Below are 16,994 nucleotides of genomic sequence, written 5' to 3'. Positions count from 1 at the left end.
ACCGGGCGTGGTTGTCCCCGGAGAGCGCTGTGCGGCGAATTCAGTGGGGTGTCATCGGCCTGGCCGCCATTCTGTGCGGCGGCGCGCAGGCCGTGACGACGCAGTCGTTTCAGGTCAGCGCCACGGTCGCCGCCGGGTGTTCGGTCACCACCGGCACCGGCGGCGTCATGGGAACGCTTAATTTCGGCACCCGCAGCGGTGTGGAAAGCACGCGCGTCAGCACCAGCTTCGTACCGTCCTCCTCGTTACTGCTCGCCTGCACGCCGGGGGTGGCGCTTAGCATGAGCATCGACGGCGGCCAGAATTACGGCTCCTCGGTGCGCAATATGGTGCGCGGCGGCGGCACTGAACGCGTGCCGTATCGTCTCTATACGTCGAGCTCGCTCAATGCGGCGAGTGAAATCGGCGTCAACCAGGCGGTTTCCATCACGTACAGCAACAGTAACAACATTTCGCTGCCTCTCTTTGGCGCAGCGCAGCTTACGGGCTTCAGCCCCGCCGGCAGCTATACCGACACGCTGACGGTGACATTATCATGGTGATACAGGGAGAGCAGACATGATGCAGTGCGCAACGTCTCTCAGGCGGCTCGGACTGGCCGCCGCGTTTTGGCTGACCGCAGGCAGCGCCTGGTCGGCCGGTAATATGCTTATCTGGCCTATCGATCCTTATCTCGCGCCCGGCGATAACGCGGCAGAGTTATGGATACAGAATCAGGGCGCCACGCCGATGACCATGCAGGTGCGCATCGTCCGCTGGCGGCAGGAGGGCGGTAACGAGCGCTACCAGCAGCAGCAGGATGTGGCGGCGAGCCCGCCCATTGTGCGTATCGAGGGCGGTAAAAAGCAGCTGATCCGCCTGATTAGCCAGGCCCAGGTGCCTGCGGGCGTGGAGCAGGCTTACCGCATTGTGGTCGATGAGATCCCGCAGCCCACCGAGCCTGGCAAACCCCAGCTCGGCCTGAAGCTGCAAATGCGCTATTCGATTCCGCTTTTCGTTTACGGCCAGGGCGTCGCCACAGAGCGCGCGGGCGCGCATCATGCGTTTTTACAGCCGGAAAATCTCTCCTGGCGCGTCGTCAGGGATAACGGTCGTCCGGCGATTGAAATCACCAACCGCGATCAGATCCACGCGCGCATCAGCAAAGTGACGGCGCAGCAGGGTGGGCAGCGCCGCGTGCTGGCGGAAGGGTTGCTGGGCTATGTGCTGCCGGGCCAGACGCGCGTCTTCCCGCTGCCCGCCGGTATGCCGCAGCCGACGCAGCTTAGCGCCTCCGTCAACGCCCGCGAGGGCACATGGCAAGCCGCCGCCCGGTGAGTCGTCGGGGGGTGATAATCAGCCTGCTGTGTGTGGTTTCCCCTGCCGTTAACGCGCTGGAAGGAGACGACGCGCTGCCGCCGCCACCGGACGCGCAGGCTATCGATCGCCAGGCGGTGTTTCATCTGTCGCTGGTGGTCAACTATTACGACACCGGGCTGGTCGTCCCCGTGACGCGGCGCGGCGGGGCGATGTGGGTGTCGTCGGCGGATCTCCAGCGCGCCGGGCTGCCGGGCGATAAAATCCCGCAGGGCGACGTCAACGTCGATACGCTCCCGCAGGTCAAAAGCCGCTACGACAGCACCGGGCAGCGGCTCCTGCTGACCGTGCCTGCCGACTGGGTGCCCGCGCGCACCGTGGCGCTCGGCGAGCAGGAGCGGCGGGTGCGCCCGCGCGCCAGCAACGGCGCGGTGCTCAACTACGATTTTTACGCCAGCGATACGAATAACGGTCTGCGCCAGGCGGCACTCTGGCACGAGATGCGCCTTTTCGGCAACGCGGGGTCGTTCTCGTCCACCGGGGCGTTACGGGAAGTCTTTCGCGGTTATCCGGGCCAGGATGAAGGCTATATGCGCTACGACACCATGTTTAACAGCACCAACGACGACAACGCCTGGAGCTGGTCGCTCGGCGATGTCATCAGCGACAGCCTGAGCTGGAGCAACAGCGTGCGCATGGGCGGCATCTCGGTCGGGCGCGATTTCTCGCTGCGCCCCGATCTCATCACCTATCCGCTGCCTGCCTTTTCCGGCGAGGCGGCGGTACCGAGCACCGTGGATGTGTTTATCAATGGCTATCGCTCCGGCTCCACCGAGCTGGCGCCCGGCCCGTTTACGCTGACTAATCTGCCTTATATTAACGGCTCCGGCGACGCGGTGCTGGTCACGACCGACGCACTGGGCCGCCAGGTCTCCACCACGCTGCCGTTCTATGTGGCCAGCGAACTGCTGAAACCAGGCTTAAGCGACGGGTCGTTCAGCGCGGGCGCGCTGCGCCGCAACTACGGCGTGAAAAACTTCGATTACGGCCCGGCGGCGGCGAGCGGCTCCTGGCGCTACGGGGTGACGGATTTCTGGACGCTGGAGACCCACGGCGAAGCGGCGGAAAAGCTTAAGCTCGGCGGCGTCGGATCGCTGGTGAAGCTTGGCCGGTTCGGCGTGGTCAACGGCGCAGGCAGCTGGAGCAAGATGCGTGAGAACAGCGGCCAGCAGTGGAACTGGGGTTACCAGTACAACACGGCGGGCTTCAGCCTGTCGACGCAGCAGACCCGCCGCACGCGCGGGTTCGGCAACATGGCGCTCTACGATCAGCCCGTGCGGTACGATCAGTATCAGCAGCCCATCATCACGTTAAGCCGCGCCACCACGCAGTACGCGCTGACGCTCAATATGGGGGCGGCGGGCAGCGTCGGCGCGGCCTGGATCGATGTGCAGTCATTTAACCGCGATCACACGCGGCTGCTGAACCTGTCGTGGAATAAAACGTTCTGGAACAGCAGCCTCTACCTGGCCGCCAGCCACGACTACGAGGAGCGTGACTGGACGTTCGCGCTCTCGTTGCAAATTCCGCTCGGTGAGCAGAACTCCGTCGCCTTCAGCGCGGAGACCACGCCGGAAAGCGGCTCCACGCAGCGCGTCAACGTTAACCGCGCGATGCCGAGCGATGGCGGTTTTAGCTGGAATCTGGCCTATGCGAATCAGTCGCGCGACGACAACTATCAGCAGGCGACGCTGGGCTGGCGCAATAACCATGTCGAGACGCAGGGCGGGATCTACGGCCAGTCTAAAAACTTCACGCGCTGGGCCGAAGCCACCGGCTCGCTGGTGACGATGGATGGCGAACTCTTCGCGGCCAACCAGATTAACGACGCCTTCGCGGTAGTCAGCACCGAGGGGCAGCCGGGCGTGACGGTGAACTTTGAAAACCAGCCGATAGGGGAGACCGACGAAGAGGGCTATCTGCTGGTGAGCGGCGTGACCTCTTACTATCCGGCCACCTACAGCATCGACGCGCTGAATCTGCCTGCCGATACCCGCATTCGCGATACCGAGCGGCGTCTCGCGCTGCGGCGCAACAGCGGTTATCTGGTGACGTTCCCGATGGAGCAGGAGCGGGTGGCGAGCGTGATTTTGCATGATGAAAATGACCAGCCGCTGCCGGTATCAAGCCAGGTGTTTCGCGACGATCGCCCGACGGCGGTCGTGGGCTACGACGGCATCGCGTGGCTTGAAGATATCGGTGAGGTGAACCCGCTGCGCGTCGTGAAGCCTGACGGTAAAACGTGCCGCGTCACCCTGACGGTCGGGGCGAACCGCACCCATCGCCTGGAAACCTATGGTCCGCTTATTTGTCGTGAGGTTACGCCATGATTCGTCTGCTGTTGATTATTCTCCTGTCTCTGGTAAGCCTGCCTGCGCTCGCCGATTGCCGCGTCAGCGGCACCAGCGCGGCTTACGGCAGCCAGACGTCATTTGTCATCAACAGTACCGTGCAGACCACGACGGCGACGCTGACCCTGGACTGCGACGCGGTGCTGAACGTGCTGAATAACGACTTCGTCAACCTGACGCTCACCGGCGCCACAACCAGCGCCGGCACCCGCGCCACGCTCGGACGCAGCGGCGACGCCACCGACCGTATTCCGCTCCAGGTGTGCGCCCAGAGCGGCTGTCCGTCCGGCAGCGAGCTTGCCATCAACGGCAGCTATCGCTGGAGCGGCCAGGCGCTGCTGAACCTCTTAACCAGCAAACGCTACACTTTCCCGATCTATATCCGCACGCTTCAGGGGCAGAACGTCGCGGCGGGCGCCTATCAGGTCACGCTCAGTTTCAGCGTCAACTACAGTATTTGCGCCGTGGGCGTCGCGGTCTGCCTGACGCCGCAGAACGGCACCTCGACGTTCACCAGTCTGGTGACGCTCACCGTTACGAACGATTGCAGCACCATCAGCGCGCCCAACCTGAATTTCGCCAGCGCGCCGCTGGTGAAAGATTTCGCGCCCGTATCGCAAACCATCGCCATCACCTGCACCAAAGGGAGCGCGTATACCGTCGGCATCAATAACGGCAACAATGCCGTGGGCAGCGTGCGCAATATGGCGAGCGGCGCGAACCGGCTCAGCTATGAGATTTATAAAGGCAACACCACCAACCGCTGGGGCGTCAGCGGCACCGAACGCTGGGCCAGCACCAGCGCCTCGCAGGTCAGCACCGACGGCCTGCTGCGATCCTACCAATACACGGCGCGTATCCTCGCGACCCAGAACACGCCGCCCGCCGGGAGCTACACCGATACGCTGGTGGTGGACGTCGCCTTCTGACCCCGCCGCCGACTAACGCAAATTTCCTTTACACAACGATAAAGTTCCCCCAGGCCATGCCGATAACCCCTTCAGGAACCAGAAGGAAGGTGTCGCATGTTGAATCGTATCCGCGTTGTCTCACTGCTGATGATGGTGCTGGTGGTGTTCGCACTGCTGCAATTCATTTCCGGTGGGGTGTTTTTTTCGTCGCTGAATGAAAACCAGCAGAGTTTCGCCGCGTCGCACCAGTTGCGACTGCAACAGGCGCAGCTCAACCAGTCGTGGAACCTGCTGCTGCAAACCCGCATCAACTTAAGCCGCTCGGCGGCGCGCATGATGATGGACGCCAGCAACCAGCAGAGCAGCGCGAAAACCGACCTGCTCAACACGGCGAAAAAAGTGCTGGCTGAAGCGGATACCCACTTCAGCGCGTTTAAAGGCGTGCAGGTGGATGTCCCGGAGATCAACGCCGCCGCGGGCGACGTCGAGCAAAGCTATCGCGAGTACTACCAGGCGCTGACCGAACTGGTGCAGTACCTGGAAACCGGCAACATGGACGCCTATTTCGCCCAGGCGACCCAGGGCAAACAGAACGCGCTGGAAAAAGCTGTGACGCGTTATGACGACGTGAACGTGCGCCTGGCGCAACAGGCCTGGGAAGAGAGCCGCAGCGATTTCCGTCTGGCCCAGTGGCAGACCGCCATCCTGGCCGTGCTGGTGGTGCTGGTTATCGCGATGGTGTGGTACGGCATCCGCCACGTTCTGCTGACGCCGCTGGCGGGCGTTATCCACCACATTCGCGAGATTGCGGGCGGCAACCTGACTGAAACCATTACGGTCTCCGGCCGTAACGAAATTACTGAGCTTTCCGCGAGCGTTCAGCATATGCAACAGGCGCTGATCCAGACGGTAAGCAGCGTGCGTGAAGGCACCGATGCTATCTACAGCGGCACCAGCGAAATCGCCGCGGGCAATACCGATCTCTCTTCACGTACCGAAGAGCAGGCTTCGGCGCTGGAGCAGACCGCCGCCAGCATGGAAGAGCTGACCGCGACCGTGAAGCAGAACGCCGAGAACGCCCGTCAGGCGTCGCAGCTGGCGCTGAGCGCGTCGGATACCGCGCAGCGCGGCGGCAAAGTGGTGGACGGCGTGGTGAACACGATGCACGACATCGCCGCCAGCTCGAAAAAGATTTCAGACATTACCAGCGTTATTGACGGCATCGCCTTCCAGACCAACATCCTGGCGCTGAACGCCGCGGTGGAAGCGGCGCGGGCAGGGGAGCAGGGCCGCGGATTCGCGGTGGTGGCGGGCGAAGTGCGTAACCTCGCCAGCCGCAGCGCCCAGGCGGCGAAAGAGATTAAAGCGCTGATTGAAGATTCCGTCTCGCGCGTCGATTCCGGCTCCGTGCTGGTGGAAAGCGCGGGCGAAACGATGCAGGAGATTGTCGGGGCGGTAACGCGCGTGACTGACATCATGGGCGAGATTGCCTCCGCCTCCGACGAACAGAGCCGCGGCATCGATCAGGTGGCGCTGGCGGTCTCCGAAATGGATCGCGTGACGCAGCAAAACGCCTCGCTGGTGCAGCAATCCGCCGCCGCCGCGAGCGCGCTGGAAGACCAGGCAAGCCGCCTGTCGCAGGCCGTCGCCGCCTTCCGCCTCGCCAGCGCGCGCGCCAATGCTCCGCGTAGCGTGCCCGCGACCGCGCCCGTGAGCGCAAGCCCGGCGCTCGCGGTGGCAAGTAAACCGGCCGCCGCAGGCCAGGACAACTGGGAAACGTTCTGAACAGATTCCGGCGTATGACCGGCTAAGGAAGCAGGCATGGTGTACCGAAGGGGAACGCGGTCGGCAGCATTTTCGGGAAGCGCGCGTTGCGCGAAAGCGTGGGACGCACTGCACAGCGCGTCCGCGCAAAAGAACAGCACCGGACGCGCGCCGCGGGGCGCGTCTGAGATGAAAAAAGATTCAGTCTTAAACCTTGAACACGGCTTTTGTAAGCGTAACAAGATGGCCGCACCACCCTGAGCGTGGTGCCAGTAACACTCTGACTGTGAAGAAGAAGGCAACATGACATCATCCATGCCTGCTGGGCAAACGTCATTATTAGTACAGATGACACAGCGCCTCGCGCTGTCCGACACCCACTTCCGTCGGATATGTCAATTGATATACCAGCGCGCCGGGATCGTGCTGGCCGAACATAAGCGGGATATGGTCTACAACCGTCTGGTTCGACGTCTGCGCACGCTCGGGCTGGATGATTTCGGACGCTATCTCAGCATGCTGGAAGCCAACGCCAACAGCGCCGAGTGGCAGGCGTTTATCAACTCGCTGACCACGAACCTGACGGCGTTTTTCCGCGAGGCGCACCATTTTCCGGTGCTGGCGGAGCACGCGCGTAAGCGCAGCGGCGAGTACCGTATCTGGAGCGCCGCGGCATCAACCGGCGAGGAGCCTTACTCTATCGCCATTACGCTTGCCGATACGCTGGGCACCGCGCCGGGCCGCTGGAAAGTCTACGGTACGGATATCGATACCGAAGTGCTGCAAAAGGCGCAGAGCGGAATTTACCGGCAGGAGGAGCTGAAAACCCTCTCGCCACAGCAGATGCAACGCTATTTTATGCGCGGCACAGGGCCTCACCAGGGGCTGGTGCGCGTGCGTAACGAACTGGCGAACCAGATTGAGTTCGCCTCGCTGAACCTGCTTGATAAGCAGTACAACGTACCAGGGCCATTTGATGCGATTTTCTGCCGCAACGTGATGATTTATTTCGATAAAGAAACACAGCAGGAGATCCTCAAACGCTTTGTTCCGCTGCTGAAGCCGGGCGGCCTGCTGTTTGCGGGCCACTCGGAAAACTTCAGTAACCTCAGCCGGGATTTCTCGCTGCGCGGTCAGACGGTGTATGCCCTGAGTAAGGAAAAAGAATGAGTAAAATCAGAGTGTTGTCAGTAGATGATTCGGCGCTGATGCGTCAGATCATGACCGAAATTATCAACAGTCACAGCGATATGGAGATGGTGGCGACAGCGCCGGACCCCCTGGTGGCCCGCGATCTGATTAAGCAGTTCAATCCGGATGTGTTAACGCTGGATGTCGAAATGCCGCGCATGGACGGCCTCGATTTCCTGGAAAAACTGATGCGTCTGCGTCCGATGCCGGTGGTGATGGTGTCGTCGCTGACGGGCAAAGGGTCGGAAGTTACGCTGCGCGCGCTGGAGCTGGGCGCCGTGGATTTCGTGACCAAGCCGCAGCTCGGCATTCGCGAAGGGATGCTGGCCTACAGCGAGCTGATTGCCGATAAAGTGCGTACCGCGTCGCGCGCGCGCATCTCCGCCCGCTTGCCGGACGTGGTGCCGAAGACGCTGAAAGCGGGCCCGCTGCTGAGCTCGGAAAAGCTGATTGCCATCGGCGCCTCCACGGGCGGCACCGAAGCTATCCGCCATGTGCTCCAGCCGCTGCCGCTTTCAAGCCCGGCGGTGCTGATTACCCAGCACATGCCGCCAGGCTTTACCCGTTCTTTCGCCGAGCGACTGAACAAGCTGTGCCAGATTAGCGTGAAAGAAGCCGAAGACGGCGAGCGCGTGCTGCCGGGCCATGCCTATATCGCGCCAGGCGATAAGCATATGGAGCTCGCGCGCAGCGGCGCTAACTACCAGATCAAGATCCACGACGGGCCGCCGGTCAACCGGCACCGTCCGGCCGTGGATGTGTTGTTTCACTCCGTAGCCAAACATGCGGGGCGCAACGCGGTGGGCGTGATCCTCACCGGGATGGGCAACGATGGCGCGGCGGGAATGCTGGCGATGCACCAGGCGGGCGCCTGGACCATCGCCCAGAACGAAGCGAGTTGTGTGGTGTTCGGCATGCCGCGTGAGGCCATCAACATGGGTGGCGTCAGCGAAGTCGTCGATCTAAGCCAGGTCAGCCAGCAGATGCTGGCGAAAATCAGTGCCGGACAGGCAATACGTATTTAACGAGGAGTACAGTTTTTATGGCGGATAAAGATCTCAAGTTTCTGGTTGTGGATGACTTCTCCACCATGCGCCGCATTGTACGTAACCTGCTCAAAGAGCTGGGTTTCAACAACGTAGAAGAAGCGGAAGATGGTGTGGATGCACTCAACAAACTGCAGACCGGCGGTTTCGGTTTTGTGATTTCCGACTGGAACATGCCCAATATGGATGGTCTTGAGCTGCTCAAAACCATTCGCGCCGACGGTGCCATGGCGTCCATGCCGGTACTGATGGTGACGGCGGAAGCCAAGAAAGAGAACATTATCGCGGCAGCGCAGGCAGGCGCCAGCGGCTACGTGGTGAAACCGTTCACGGCGGCGACGCTTGAAGAAAAACTGAGCAAGATTTTCGAAAAACTCGGCATGTGAGGACAGGCAGATGACGGCATCGATAAAACCGACTGACGAGCATTCGACTGGCGACATTATTGTCCGTATCGGCAGTCTGACCCGCATGCTGCGTGACAGCCTGCGCGAACTGGGGCTTGATCAGGCGATTGCGGAAGCGGCGGAAGCTATCCCGGACGCGCGCGACCGTCTGGATTACGTGGTGCAGATGACGGCGCAGGCCGCGGAACGCGCCCTGAACTGCGTCGAGGCTTCGCAGCCTCACCAGAACAAACTGGAAAACGACGCGAAAGCGCTGAGCGGCCGCTGGGACGAGTGGTTCGAGAACCCTATCGAACTGAGCGACGCGCGCGAGCTGGTGACCGACACCCGCCAGTACCTGGCGGAGGTGCCGGATCACACCAGCTTCACCAACGCCCAGCTTCTGGAAATCATGATGGCACAGGATTTCCAGGATCTGACCGGTCAGGTGATTAAGCGCATGATGGATGTTATCCAGGAGATTGAGCGCCAGCTTCTGATGGTGCTGCTGGAGAACATGCCGGAGCCGAACGCGCGCGCCAAGCGCCCGAACGACAGCCTGCTCAACGGCCCGCAGCTGGACGCCACCGCCGCAGGCGTCGTGGCAAGCCAGGATCAGGTCGACGACCTGCTCGACAGTCTGGGCTTCTGAACCCAGTTAACCCTCCCTTCGGGGAGGGCATTAAAGCGCGAAACAACCACTGGTTTTGCGCTTTTCTCTTCCCATTAGCTTTTCCCGCCTCTGGCATGCTAGCTGCGTAATAGTAGCTGCGAGAATCGAATCGTGTCAGACGATAGCGACGACAAAACAGAAGCCCCCACACCCCACCGACGAGAAAAGGCGCGAGAAGAAGGGCAGATCCCCCGTTCCCGTGAACTGACCTCTATGCTGATGCTGCTGGTCGGCGTCGCGGTGATTTGGATGGGCGGTTCGCTGTTGGCGCGCCAGCTGGCGGCCATGCTCGCTCACGGCCTCCATTTCGATCACAGCATTATTAACGACCCGAAACTCGTGGTCGGACAGATTAGCTTTTTGATAAAGCAGGCGCTGATGGCGCTGGTTCCGCTGATTATGGGCGTGGTGATTGTGGCGCTGTTCGCCCCGATGCTGCTGGGCGGCCTGCTGTTTAACACGAAAGCCGTGGCGTTTAAGCCCGAAAAACTGAACCCGCTGCCGGGCATCAAACGTATTTTTTCATCGCAGTCGCTGGCGGAGCTGTTAAAAGCGGTGCTGAAGTCGGTGCTGGTGGGCATCGTGACCGGAGTTTTCCTCTGGTACAACTGGCCGGACATGATGCGCCTTATCAGCGAATCGCCCATCGCCGCCATGCGCAACTCGATGAATCTGGTCGCGCTGTGCTGCATCCTGATTGTGATGGGCCTGGTGCCGATGGTGGGCTTCGACGTGTTCTGGCAGATAGTCAGCCACACCAAAAAATTACGCATGTCGCGCCAGGATATTCGCGACGAATTCAAAAACCAGGAAGGCGACCCGCACGTCAAAGGGCGTATTCGCCAGCAGCAACGCGAAGCGGCCCGTCGTCGCATGATGGCGGACGTGCCGAAAGCCGACGTTATCGTCAATAACCCGACGCACTACTCGGTGGCGTTGCAGTATGACGAGAACAAAATGAGCGCCCCGAAAGTAGTGGCCAAAGGCGCGGGGCTGGTGGCGCTGCGTATTCGCGAGATTGGTAACGAACACCGAATTCCGATGCTGGAAGCGCCGCCGCTGGCGCGTGCGTTATACCGGCACGCGGAGATCGGCCAGCAGATCCCAGGGCAGCTGTACGCCGCCGTGGCGGAAGTGCTGGCATGGGTATGGCAACTCAAGCGCTGGCGTCTGGCTGGCGGTTTGATTCCGAAGAAACCTGAAAACCTTCCGGTGCCTGAGGCGCTGGATTTTATGAACGAGAAGGACACTGATGGCTAATCTGGTGGCAATGCTGCGCCTGCCTGGCAATTTGAAATCGACCCAATGGCAGATACTCGCCGGGCCGGTTATCATCCTGATGATCCTGTCGATGATGGTGCTGCCATTGCCGGCCTTTATCCTGGATATGCTGTTCACCTTTAACATCGCGCTTTCCATCATGGTGCTGCTGGTGGCGATGTTCACCCAGCGTACGCTGGAGTTCGCGGCGTTCCCGACCATTCTGCTGTTTACCACCTTGCTGCGTCTGGCGCTGAATATCGCGTCCACGCGTATCATTCTGCTTGACGGCCATACCGGCTCGGCGGCGGCGGGTAAAGTGGTGGAGGCGTTCGGCCACTTCCTGGTCGGCGGCAACTTCGCCATCGGTATCGTGGTGTTCATCATTCTCGTCATCATCAACTTCATGGTTATCACCAAGGGCGCGGGGCGTATCGCGGAAGTCGGCGCGCGTTTCGTGCTTGACGGGATGCCAGGCAAACAGATGGCTATCGACGCCGACCTTAACGCCGGGCTTATCGGCGAAGAGGAAGCGAAAAAACGCCGTACCGAAGTGACCCAGGAAGCGGACTTTTACGGCTCGATGGACGGTGCGAGTAAGTTCGTGCGCGGTGACGCCGTCGCCGGTCTGCTGATTATGGCGATCAACATCATCGGCGGCCTGCTGGTAGGTGTCGTACAGCACGGTATGCCGGTTGGCCACGCTGCGGAAAGCTACACGCTGCTGACCATCGGTGACGGCCTGGTCGCGCAGATCCCGGCGCTGGTGATTTCGACCGCGGCGGGCGTTATCGTGACCCGCGTCGGCACCGATCAGGACGTCGGCGAGCAGATGGTCGGCCAGCTGTTCAATAACCCGCGCGTCATGGTGCTGAGCGCCGCCGTACTCGGCCTGCTCGGCATGGTGCCGGGGATGCCTAACTTAGTGTTCCTGCTGTTTACCGCGGCGCTGCTGGGCCTCGCCTGGTGGATGCGCGGCCGCGATCAGCAGGCGCCCGCCGCGCCCGCGCCGGTTATCCAGCAGGATAATCCGCAGGCCGTGGAAGCGACCTGGAACGATGTGCAGCTCGAAGATTCTCTCGGGATGGAAGTGGGCTATCGCCTGATCCCGATGGTGGATATGCAGCAGGACGGCGAACTGCTGGGCCGCATCCGCAGTATTCGTAAGAAATTCGCGCAGGATCTCGGCTTCCTGCCGCCGGTGGTGCACATCCGCGACAATATGGATCTGCCGCCGGCACGCTACCGCATTCTGATGAAAGGCGTGGAAATCGGCAGCGGCGAAGCCTATCCGGGCCGCTGGCTGGCGATTAACCCTGGCACCGCCGCAGGTTCGCTGCCGGGCGAGCCGACCGTCGATCCGGCCTTTGGCCTGGCGGCTATCTGGATTGAAAGCGCGCTGAAAGAGCAGGCGCAGATCCAGGGCTTTACGGTGGTTGAGGCCAGCACCGTGGTGGCGACGCACCTGAACCATCTGATCGCGCAGTACTCCGCCGAACTGTTTGGTCGTCAGGAGGCACAGCAGCTTCTTGACCGCGTGAGCAAAGAGCTGCCGAAACTGACCGAAGATCTGGTGCCGGGCGTGGTGACGCTGACCACGCTGCATAAAGTGCTGCAAAACCTGCTCGCCGAGAAAGTGCCAATTCGCGATATGCGCACCATTCTGGAGACGCTCGCCGAGCACGCGCCGGTACAGAACGATCCGAACGAACTCACCTCCGTGGTGCGTGTGGCGCTGGGCCGCGCGATTACCCAGCAGTGGTTCCCTGGCAACGACGAAGTGCAGGTGATTGGGCTGGATACGTCGCTTGAGCGTCTGCTGCTGCAGGCGCTGCAGGGCGGCGGCGGCCTGGAACCGGGCCTTGCGGATCGTCTGCTTGAGCAGGCGCAGGAGGCGCTGTCGCGTCAGGAGATGCTCGGCGCGCCGCCGGTACTGCTGGTGAACCACGCGCTGCGTCCGCTGCTGGCGCGCTTCCTGCGCCGTAATCTGCCGCAGCTGGTGGTGCTTTCGAACCTTGAGCTGTCCGATAACCGCAACATCCGCATGACGTCCAGCATCGGAGGCAGATAATGCGCGCGCGCTTGTTAATGGCATTACTGACGCTGCCCGTGCTGGCGAACGCCGCGGGAGAGGGCGCCTGGCAGGCGAGCGCAATGGGGCCAGTATTGAGCCAGCGCGGCATGGCGGCCTCGTCGCCGGTGCTGGCGCCGGACTCACCGCCGCCGCAGGGCGTGATGACCGTGGTGGTCTGGCGCTATGAACTGGCAGGCCCGACGCCTGCCGGTATGGTGGCGCGGCTCTGTTCGCAGACCCGCTGCGTGGAAGTGGAAGACCAGACCGGCACCACGCGCGCGTTTACCAATGTCTCAGCCGCCGAGCCGCTGCGCTTTATTTTTGAAGTGCCGGGCGGCGGCAGACTGTTTCCCGCGCTGGAAGTGCGCAGCAGCCAGGTCATCGTTAACTACCGCTAATCTTCTTCATGTAACGCGCCAGCGCGCGTTTTCCACCTCCAGCCGCCCGAATTTTGGCGGCTGGCTCGCAGTTCTGAACTCCCGCTTTGAACACTTCAAAACGCTGTTTTATAAATCAGTGAAGCCGGTGGCGGCGCTCTTTGTATTTTTGCCAGTTTTCCGTTTCAGGTGGCAGAAAAGGAAAGGTTTCCCACCCGCCATACTTTTACTTTAGCCCTGATAGCTCTGCGCTTTGCCGCGGGGCTCCACATAAAAATACACAGGGTGACGGCGATGAAAACGCGTAAACCAGGACTGGCAAATTACCTTGCCTATGGGTCAGGAGACTTCCTCGGCGCAGGAACGACCGCCCTCACGGCAGCGTGGCTTCTCTATTTCTATACCACCTTCTGCGGCTTAACGCCGATTGAGGCGACCTTTATTTTCGCAGCGGCGAGGGTCGCCGACGCCGTGGTCAGCCCGCTGATGGGCTTTCTCACTGACAACTTCGGCACCACCTGGCTCGGCCGCCGTTTCGGCCGCCGTAAGTTTTTTATTTTACTCGGCATTCCCTGCGTCTTTAGCTACTCGTTGATGTGGGTGGGGGATATGGGGTTCTGGTACTACCTGCTGACGTATCTGCTGTTTGATATCGTCTACACCATGATTCTGGTGCCTTACGAAACCCTGGTGCCGGAGATGACCGACGATTTCAAACAGAAAACCAAATTCTCCGGCGCGCGCATTTCGATGGCGCAGATGTCCGCCATTCTGGCATCGTTCCTGCCGGGCGTGCTGCTGACGCACTTCGGGAAAGATAACGCGGTGTCGTTCTTCTACGCGAGCCTGGTCTTCTCGGTACTCTGCGCGATCATGCTGACGCTGGTGTGGATTTTCACCTGGGAGCGCCCGCGCGAAGCCTGGTCGGAAGCCGCGCTGCGCGCCGAAGAAGAGAAGAAAACGCTGACGCTCGGCCAGAGCCTGCGCCGCCTGGTGGTCGAACTCTCTTCCACGCTGCGCATCCGCATTTTCCGCCAGCATCTTGGCATGTATCTCGGCGGCTATATCGCCCAGGACGTGTTCAACGCCGTATTTACCTACTACGTAGTGTTTGTGCTGATGCAGGAGGCGTCTGTCGCGTCTAACCTGCTCGGCACGATGGCGATTTTCCAGTTTATCGCCGTCATCGCGATGATCCCGCTCTGTATCCGCTTCGGGCCGGCGCCGTCTTACCGCATGGTGGTGGTGCTGTTTGGGCTGAGTTCGCTCTCTTACGCGCTGCTCTATTACGCCGGCATGAGCGACATTTACTCGCTGCTGCTGCTGGTCTCTGCGGTGGCGGGTCTTGGTCGCGGCGGCATTAACTATGTGCCGTGGAACACCTATACCTATATCGCCGATGTCGACGAAGTGGTGACCGGCCAGCGCCGTGAAGGGATTTTCGCAGGCATTATGACGCTCACCCGCAAAGCCTCTCAGGCGGGCGCGGTGATGCTGGTGGGGATTGTGATGCAGATGTCCGGTTTCGTCTCCGGTCAGAGCACCCAGGCGCCTGCGGTGAGCCATACCATTCTGACCATTTTAAGCGTCGGCACGCTTATTGTGCTGGCCTGCGGTTTCCTGATTTCCCTGCGCTTTAAGCTCAACCTGAAAACCCACAGCATTCTGCGCGAAGAGACTGAGAAGATGCGCGCCAGCGGCCGCGTGATGCCGGAGAGCATCAGCCCGGCGAACCGCGCGACGGTCGAGATGCTGGCGGGCATGCCTTATGAAAGCCTGTGGGGGAATAACAACATTGGCTATCTGAACCGCAACAAGCCGGCGGCGCCACCGCTGAAAGGCGTCACTCCTGAATTCGATACGACACAGAGGTTAAGTTAATGATTGTCTGGCCTGTAAAACACAGCCCGCTGCTGCGTCAGCCGGAGCGCTTCATTGCCCGTGACGAACTCAAGGCGATGATCCACAAAATTACCGACAACCTGATCAACATTAAGGATGAAACCGGACAGTTCCTCCTGCGCCTGGACGACGGGCGCGTGATCGACACCAAAGGCTGGGCAGGCTGGGAGTGGACCCACGGGGTCGGGCTGTACGGTATTTATCAGTATTACCGCCAGACCGGCGATGATCGGATGCGCGCGGTGATTGACGACTGGTTCGCGGCGCGCTTTGCGGAAGGCGCCACCACCAAAAACGTCAATACGATGGCCCCGTTCCTGACGCTGGCGTACCGCTACGAAGAGACGCGCGACGCCGCGCTGTTACCCTGGCTTGAGAGCTGGGCGGAGTGGGCGATGTATGAGATGCCGCGCACCGACCAGGGCGGGATGCAGCACATTACGCTCGCTGAAGAGAATCATCAGCAGATGTGGGACGACACGCTGATGATGACCGTGCTGCCGCTTGCGAAAATCGGCAAGCTGCTCGGACGTCAGGAGTACGTCGATGAGGCGGTCTATCAGTTCCTGCTGCATGTCGAGAACCTCATGGACAGGGAGACCGGGCTGTGGTTCCACGGCTGGAATTATGAGGGGCACCATAATTTCGCTAATGCCCGCTGGGCGCGCGGCAATAGCTGGGTGACTATCGTTATCCCCGATTTCCTGGAGCTGATGGACTGGCCGGAGCGTCACCCGGTGCGCCGCTACCTGACGCAGGTGCTGGAGCGCCAGGCGGCGGCGCTGGCGGCGTGTCAGGATGAGAGCGGCCTGTGGCATACGCTTCTGGACGATCCCCACTCCTACCTTGAGGCGTCCGCCACCGCCGGATTCGCCTGCGGGCTGCTGAAGGCGGTGCGCAAACGCTATATCGACAAGGCGTATGCCGCGGTGGCGGAGAAGGCCATCAAAGGCGTGGTGGCGAACGTCTCGCCGCAGGGCGAGCTGTTGCAGGTCTCATTTGGCACCGGCATGGGCAGCGATCTCGAGTTTTATCGCCAGATCCCGCTCACGTCGATGCCCTACGGCCAGGCGATGGCGATCCTCTGCCTGACGGAATACCTGCGCACTTACCTGTAACGTTGTCCGCCGCGCGCCACCCTCGCCGCGCGGCGGTTATTTGATTATCCTTACACGGCTTTTAATGCTGAATTCTGCACTGCATCACCCGTCCGGCTGCTCTCATTACCAGTAAGGCATTTAAATCATCAGTATTAGCTTATTTATACACTACGCCTCGTCTTATGGCTCTGATGATATTTATTATGTGCTTATTCGGCTATTATTATATTTTCAATATTAACTTTTTCCAAAAAAGTAATTTATTGTGGCTTGTTTCTTTGTAGTCAGTCCTTAAAATGCCAGCCGCACTGCCATTATTGTTGATTCATTTAATCAGAAACAATAATCAGGTAATTTTCGTCATGTCGTTGCCAGGACGCCTGTGATTCTTTGCATTACGCGAAGGATATTCTCTTTAAATGCTGTTCATGGATACATTTCACTCGGTGTCTTTATGTCGCATTAATGACTGCCACGGTATTAAGCAGACCCAGGGACATCGCTTTTCGTCTGGCTACGCGGTTGCATAACTGATAACGCATTCGCTGCCGGCCTGAATCCCGGAAATTCGCCGGAATGACGGTACGGTTCTGCGACGCCGTT

Annotated in this window: 14 protein-coding genes; all 14 read left to right on the top strand. The window is 60.6% G+C overall.

What is annotated here, in order from left to right; genetic code table 11:
- The first annotated feature begins 29 nt into the window (after nucleotides 1-29).
- The gene (locus AFK65_RS12115; RefSeq protein WP_038856881.1) at nucleotides 30-542 is read left to right on the top strand and encodes a Csu type fimbrial protein; all 513 of its coding nucleotides are present in this window, start codon (nucleotides 30-32) and stop codon (nucleotides 540-542) included.
- Nucleotides 543-558: 16 nt separating this feature from the next.
- Complete coding sequence (locus AFK65_RS12110; RefSeq protein WP_038856882.1) at nucleotides 559-1,317, top strand: fimbrial biogenesis chaperone; 759 nt, start codon at nucleotides 559-561, stop codon at nucleotides 1,315-1,317.
- A complete protein-coding gene (locus AFK65_RS12105; protein ID WP_038856883.1) occupies nucleotides 1,296-3,686 on the top strand; it encodes a fimbria/pilus outer membrane usher protein in 2,391 nt (796 codons plus the stop codon). Before AFK65_RS12110 ends, AFK65_RS12105 begins: the two co-directional genes overlap by 22 nt.
- Nucleotides 3,683-4,636 (top strand): Csu type fimbrial protein, encoded by a 954-nt coding sequence (locus AFK65_RS12100; RefSeq protein ID WP_038856885.1) that lies wholly within the window; start codon nucleotides 3,683-3,685, stop codon nucleotides 4,634-4,636. Before AFK65_RS12105 ends, AFK65_RS12100 begins: the two co-directional genes overlap by 4 nt.
- A 96-nt stretch (nucleotides 4,637-4,732) precedes the next feature.
- Entirely contained in the window at nucleotides 4,733-6,403 is a 1,671-nt protein-coding gene (gene tar, locus AFK65_RS12095; RefSeq protein WP_038856887.1) for a methyl-accepting chemotaxis protein II, read from the top strand.
- A 282-nt stretch (nucleotides 6,404-6,685) separates the two neighbouring features.
- Nucleotides 6,686-7,552: a protein-glutamate O-methyltransferase CheR gene (gene cheR, locus AFK65_RS12090; RefSeq protein ID WP_007699031.1), complete on the top strand. Its 867-nt coding sequence runs from the start codon at nucleotides 6,686-6,688 to the stop codon at nucleotides 7,550-7,552.
- Nucleotides 7,549-8,598 carry a protein-glutamate methylesterase/protein-glutamine glutaminase gene (locus AFK65_RS12085; protein WP_007699027.1) on the top strand — a complete coding sequence of 350 codons (1,050 nt, stop codon included), beginning with the start codon at nucleotides 7,549-7,551 and terminating at the stop codon, nucleotides 8,596-8,598. Before cheR ends, AFK65_RS12085 begins: the two co-directional genes overlap by 4 nt.
- A 17-nt stretch (nucleotides 8,599-8,615) precedes the next feature.
- Entirely contained in the window at nucleotides 8,616-9,005 is a 390-nt protein-coding gene (gene cheY, locus AFK65_RS12080; RefSeq protein WP_004388326.1) for a chemotaxis response regulator CheY, read from the top strand.
- 10 nt (nucleotides 9,006-9,015) lie between these two features.
- Entirely contained in the window at nucleotides 9,016-9,657 is a 642-nt protein-coding gene (cheZ, locus tag AFK65_RS12075) for a protein phosphatase CheZ (protein ID WP_038856893.1), read from the top strand.
- Nucleotides 9,658-9,789: 132 nt separating this feature from the next.
- The gene (gene flhB / locus AFK65_RS12070; RefSeq protein ID WP_032804714.1) at nucleotides 9,790-10,938 is read left to right on the top strand and encodes a flagellar biosynthesis protein FlhB; all 1,149 of its coding nucleotides are present in this window, start codon (nucleotides 9,790-9,792) and stop codon (nucleotides 10,936-10,938) included.
- Entirely contained in the window at nucleotides 10,931-13,009 is a 2,079-nt protein-coding gene (flhA, locus tag AFK65_RS12065; protein WP_038856895.1) for a flagellar biosynthesis protein FlhA, read from the top strand. The genes flhB and flhA overlap by 8 nt, the downstream gene beginning before the upstream one ends.
- Nucleotides 13,009-13,410 carry a flagellar protein FlhE gene (gene flhE / locus AFK65_RS12060; protein WP_038856897.1) on the top strand — a complete coding sequence of 134 codons (402 nt, stop codon included), beginning with the start codon at nucleotides 13,009-13,011 and terminating at the stop codon, nucleotides 13,408-13,410. Before flhA ends, flhE begins: the two co-directional genes overlap by 1 nt.
- Nucleotides 13,411-13,683: 273 nt before the next feature.
- Complete coding sequence (locus tag AFK65_RS12055; RefSeq protein WP_032804713.1) at nucleotides 13,684-15,270, top strand: MFS transporter; 1,587 nt, start codon at nucleotides 13,684-13,686, stop codon at nucleotides 15,268-15,270.
- On the top strand, nucleotides 15,270-16,409 hold the full coding sequence (gene bglB / locus AFK65_RS12050) for a beta-galactosidase BglB (protein ID WP_038856898.1): 1,140 nt from the start codon (nucleotides 15,270-15,272) through the stop codon (nucleotides 16,407-16,409). Before AFK65_RS12055 ends, bglB begins: the two co-directional genes overlap by 1 nt.
- The last annotated feature ends 585 nt before the right edge of the window (nucleotides 16,410-16,994 follow it).

It is taken from the genome of Cronobacter universalis NCTC 9529 (assembly GCF_001277175.1).
In the GTDB taxonomy this organism is placed as follows: domain Bacteria; phylum Pseudomonadota; class Gammaproteobacteria; order Enterobacterales; family Enterobacteriaceae; genus Cronobacter; species Cronobacter universalis.
The sequence above is the reverse complement of the archived record's forward strand: the minus strand, read 5'-3'. Positions and strand labels throughout refer to the sequence as shown.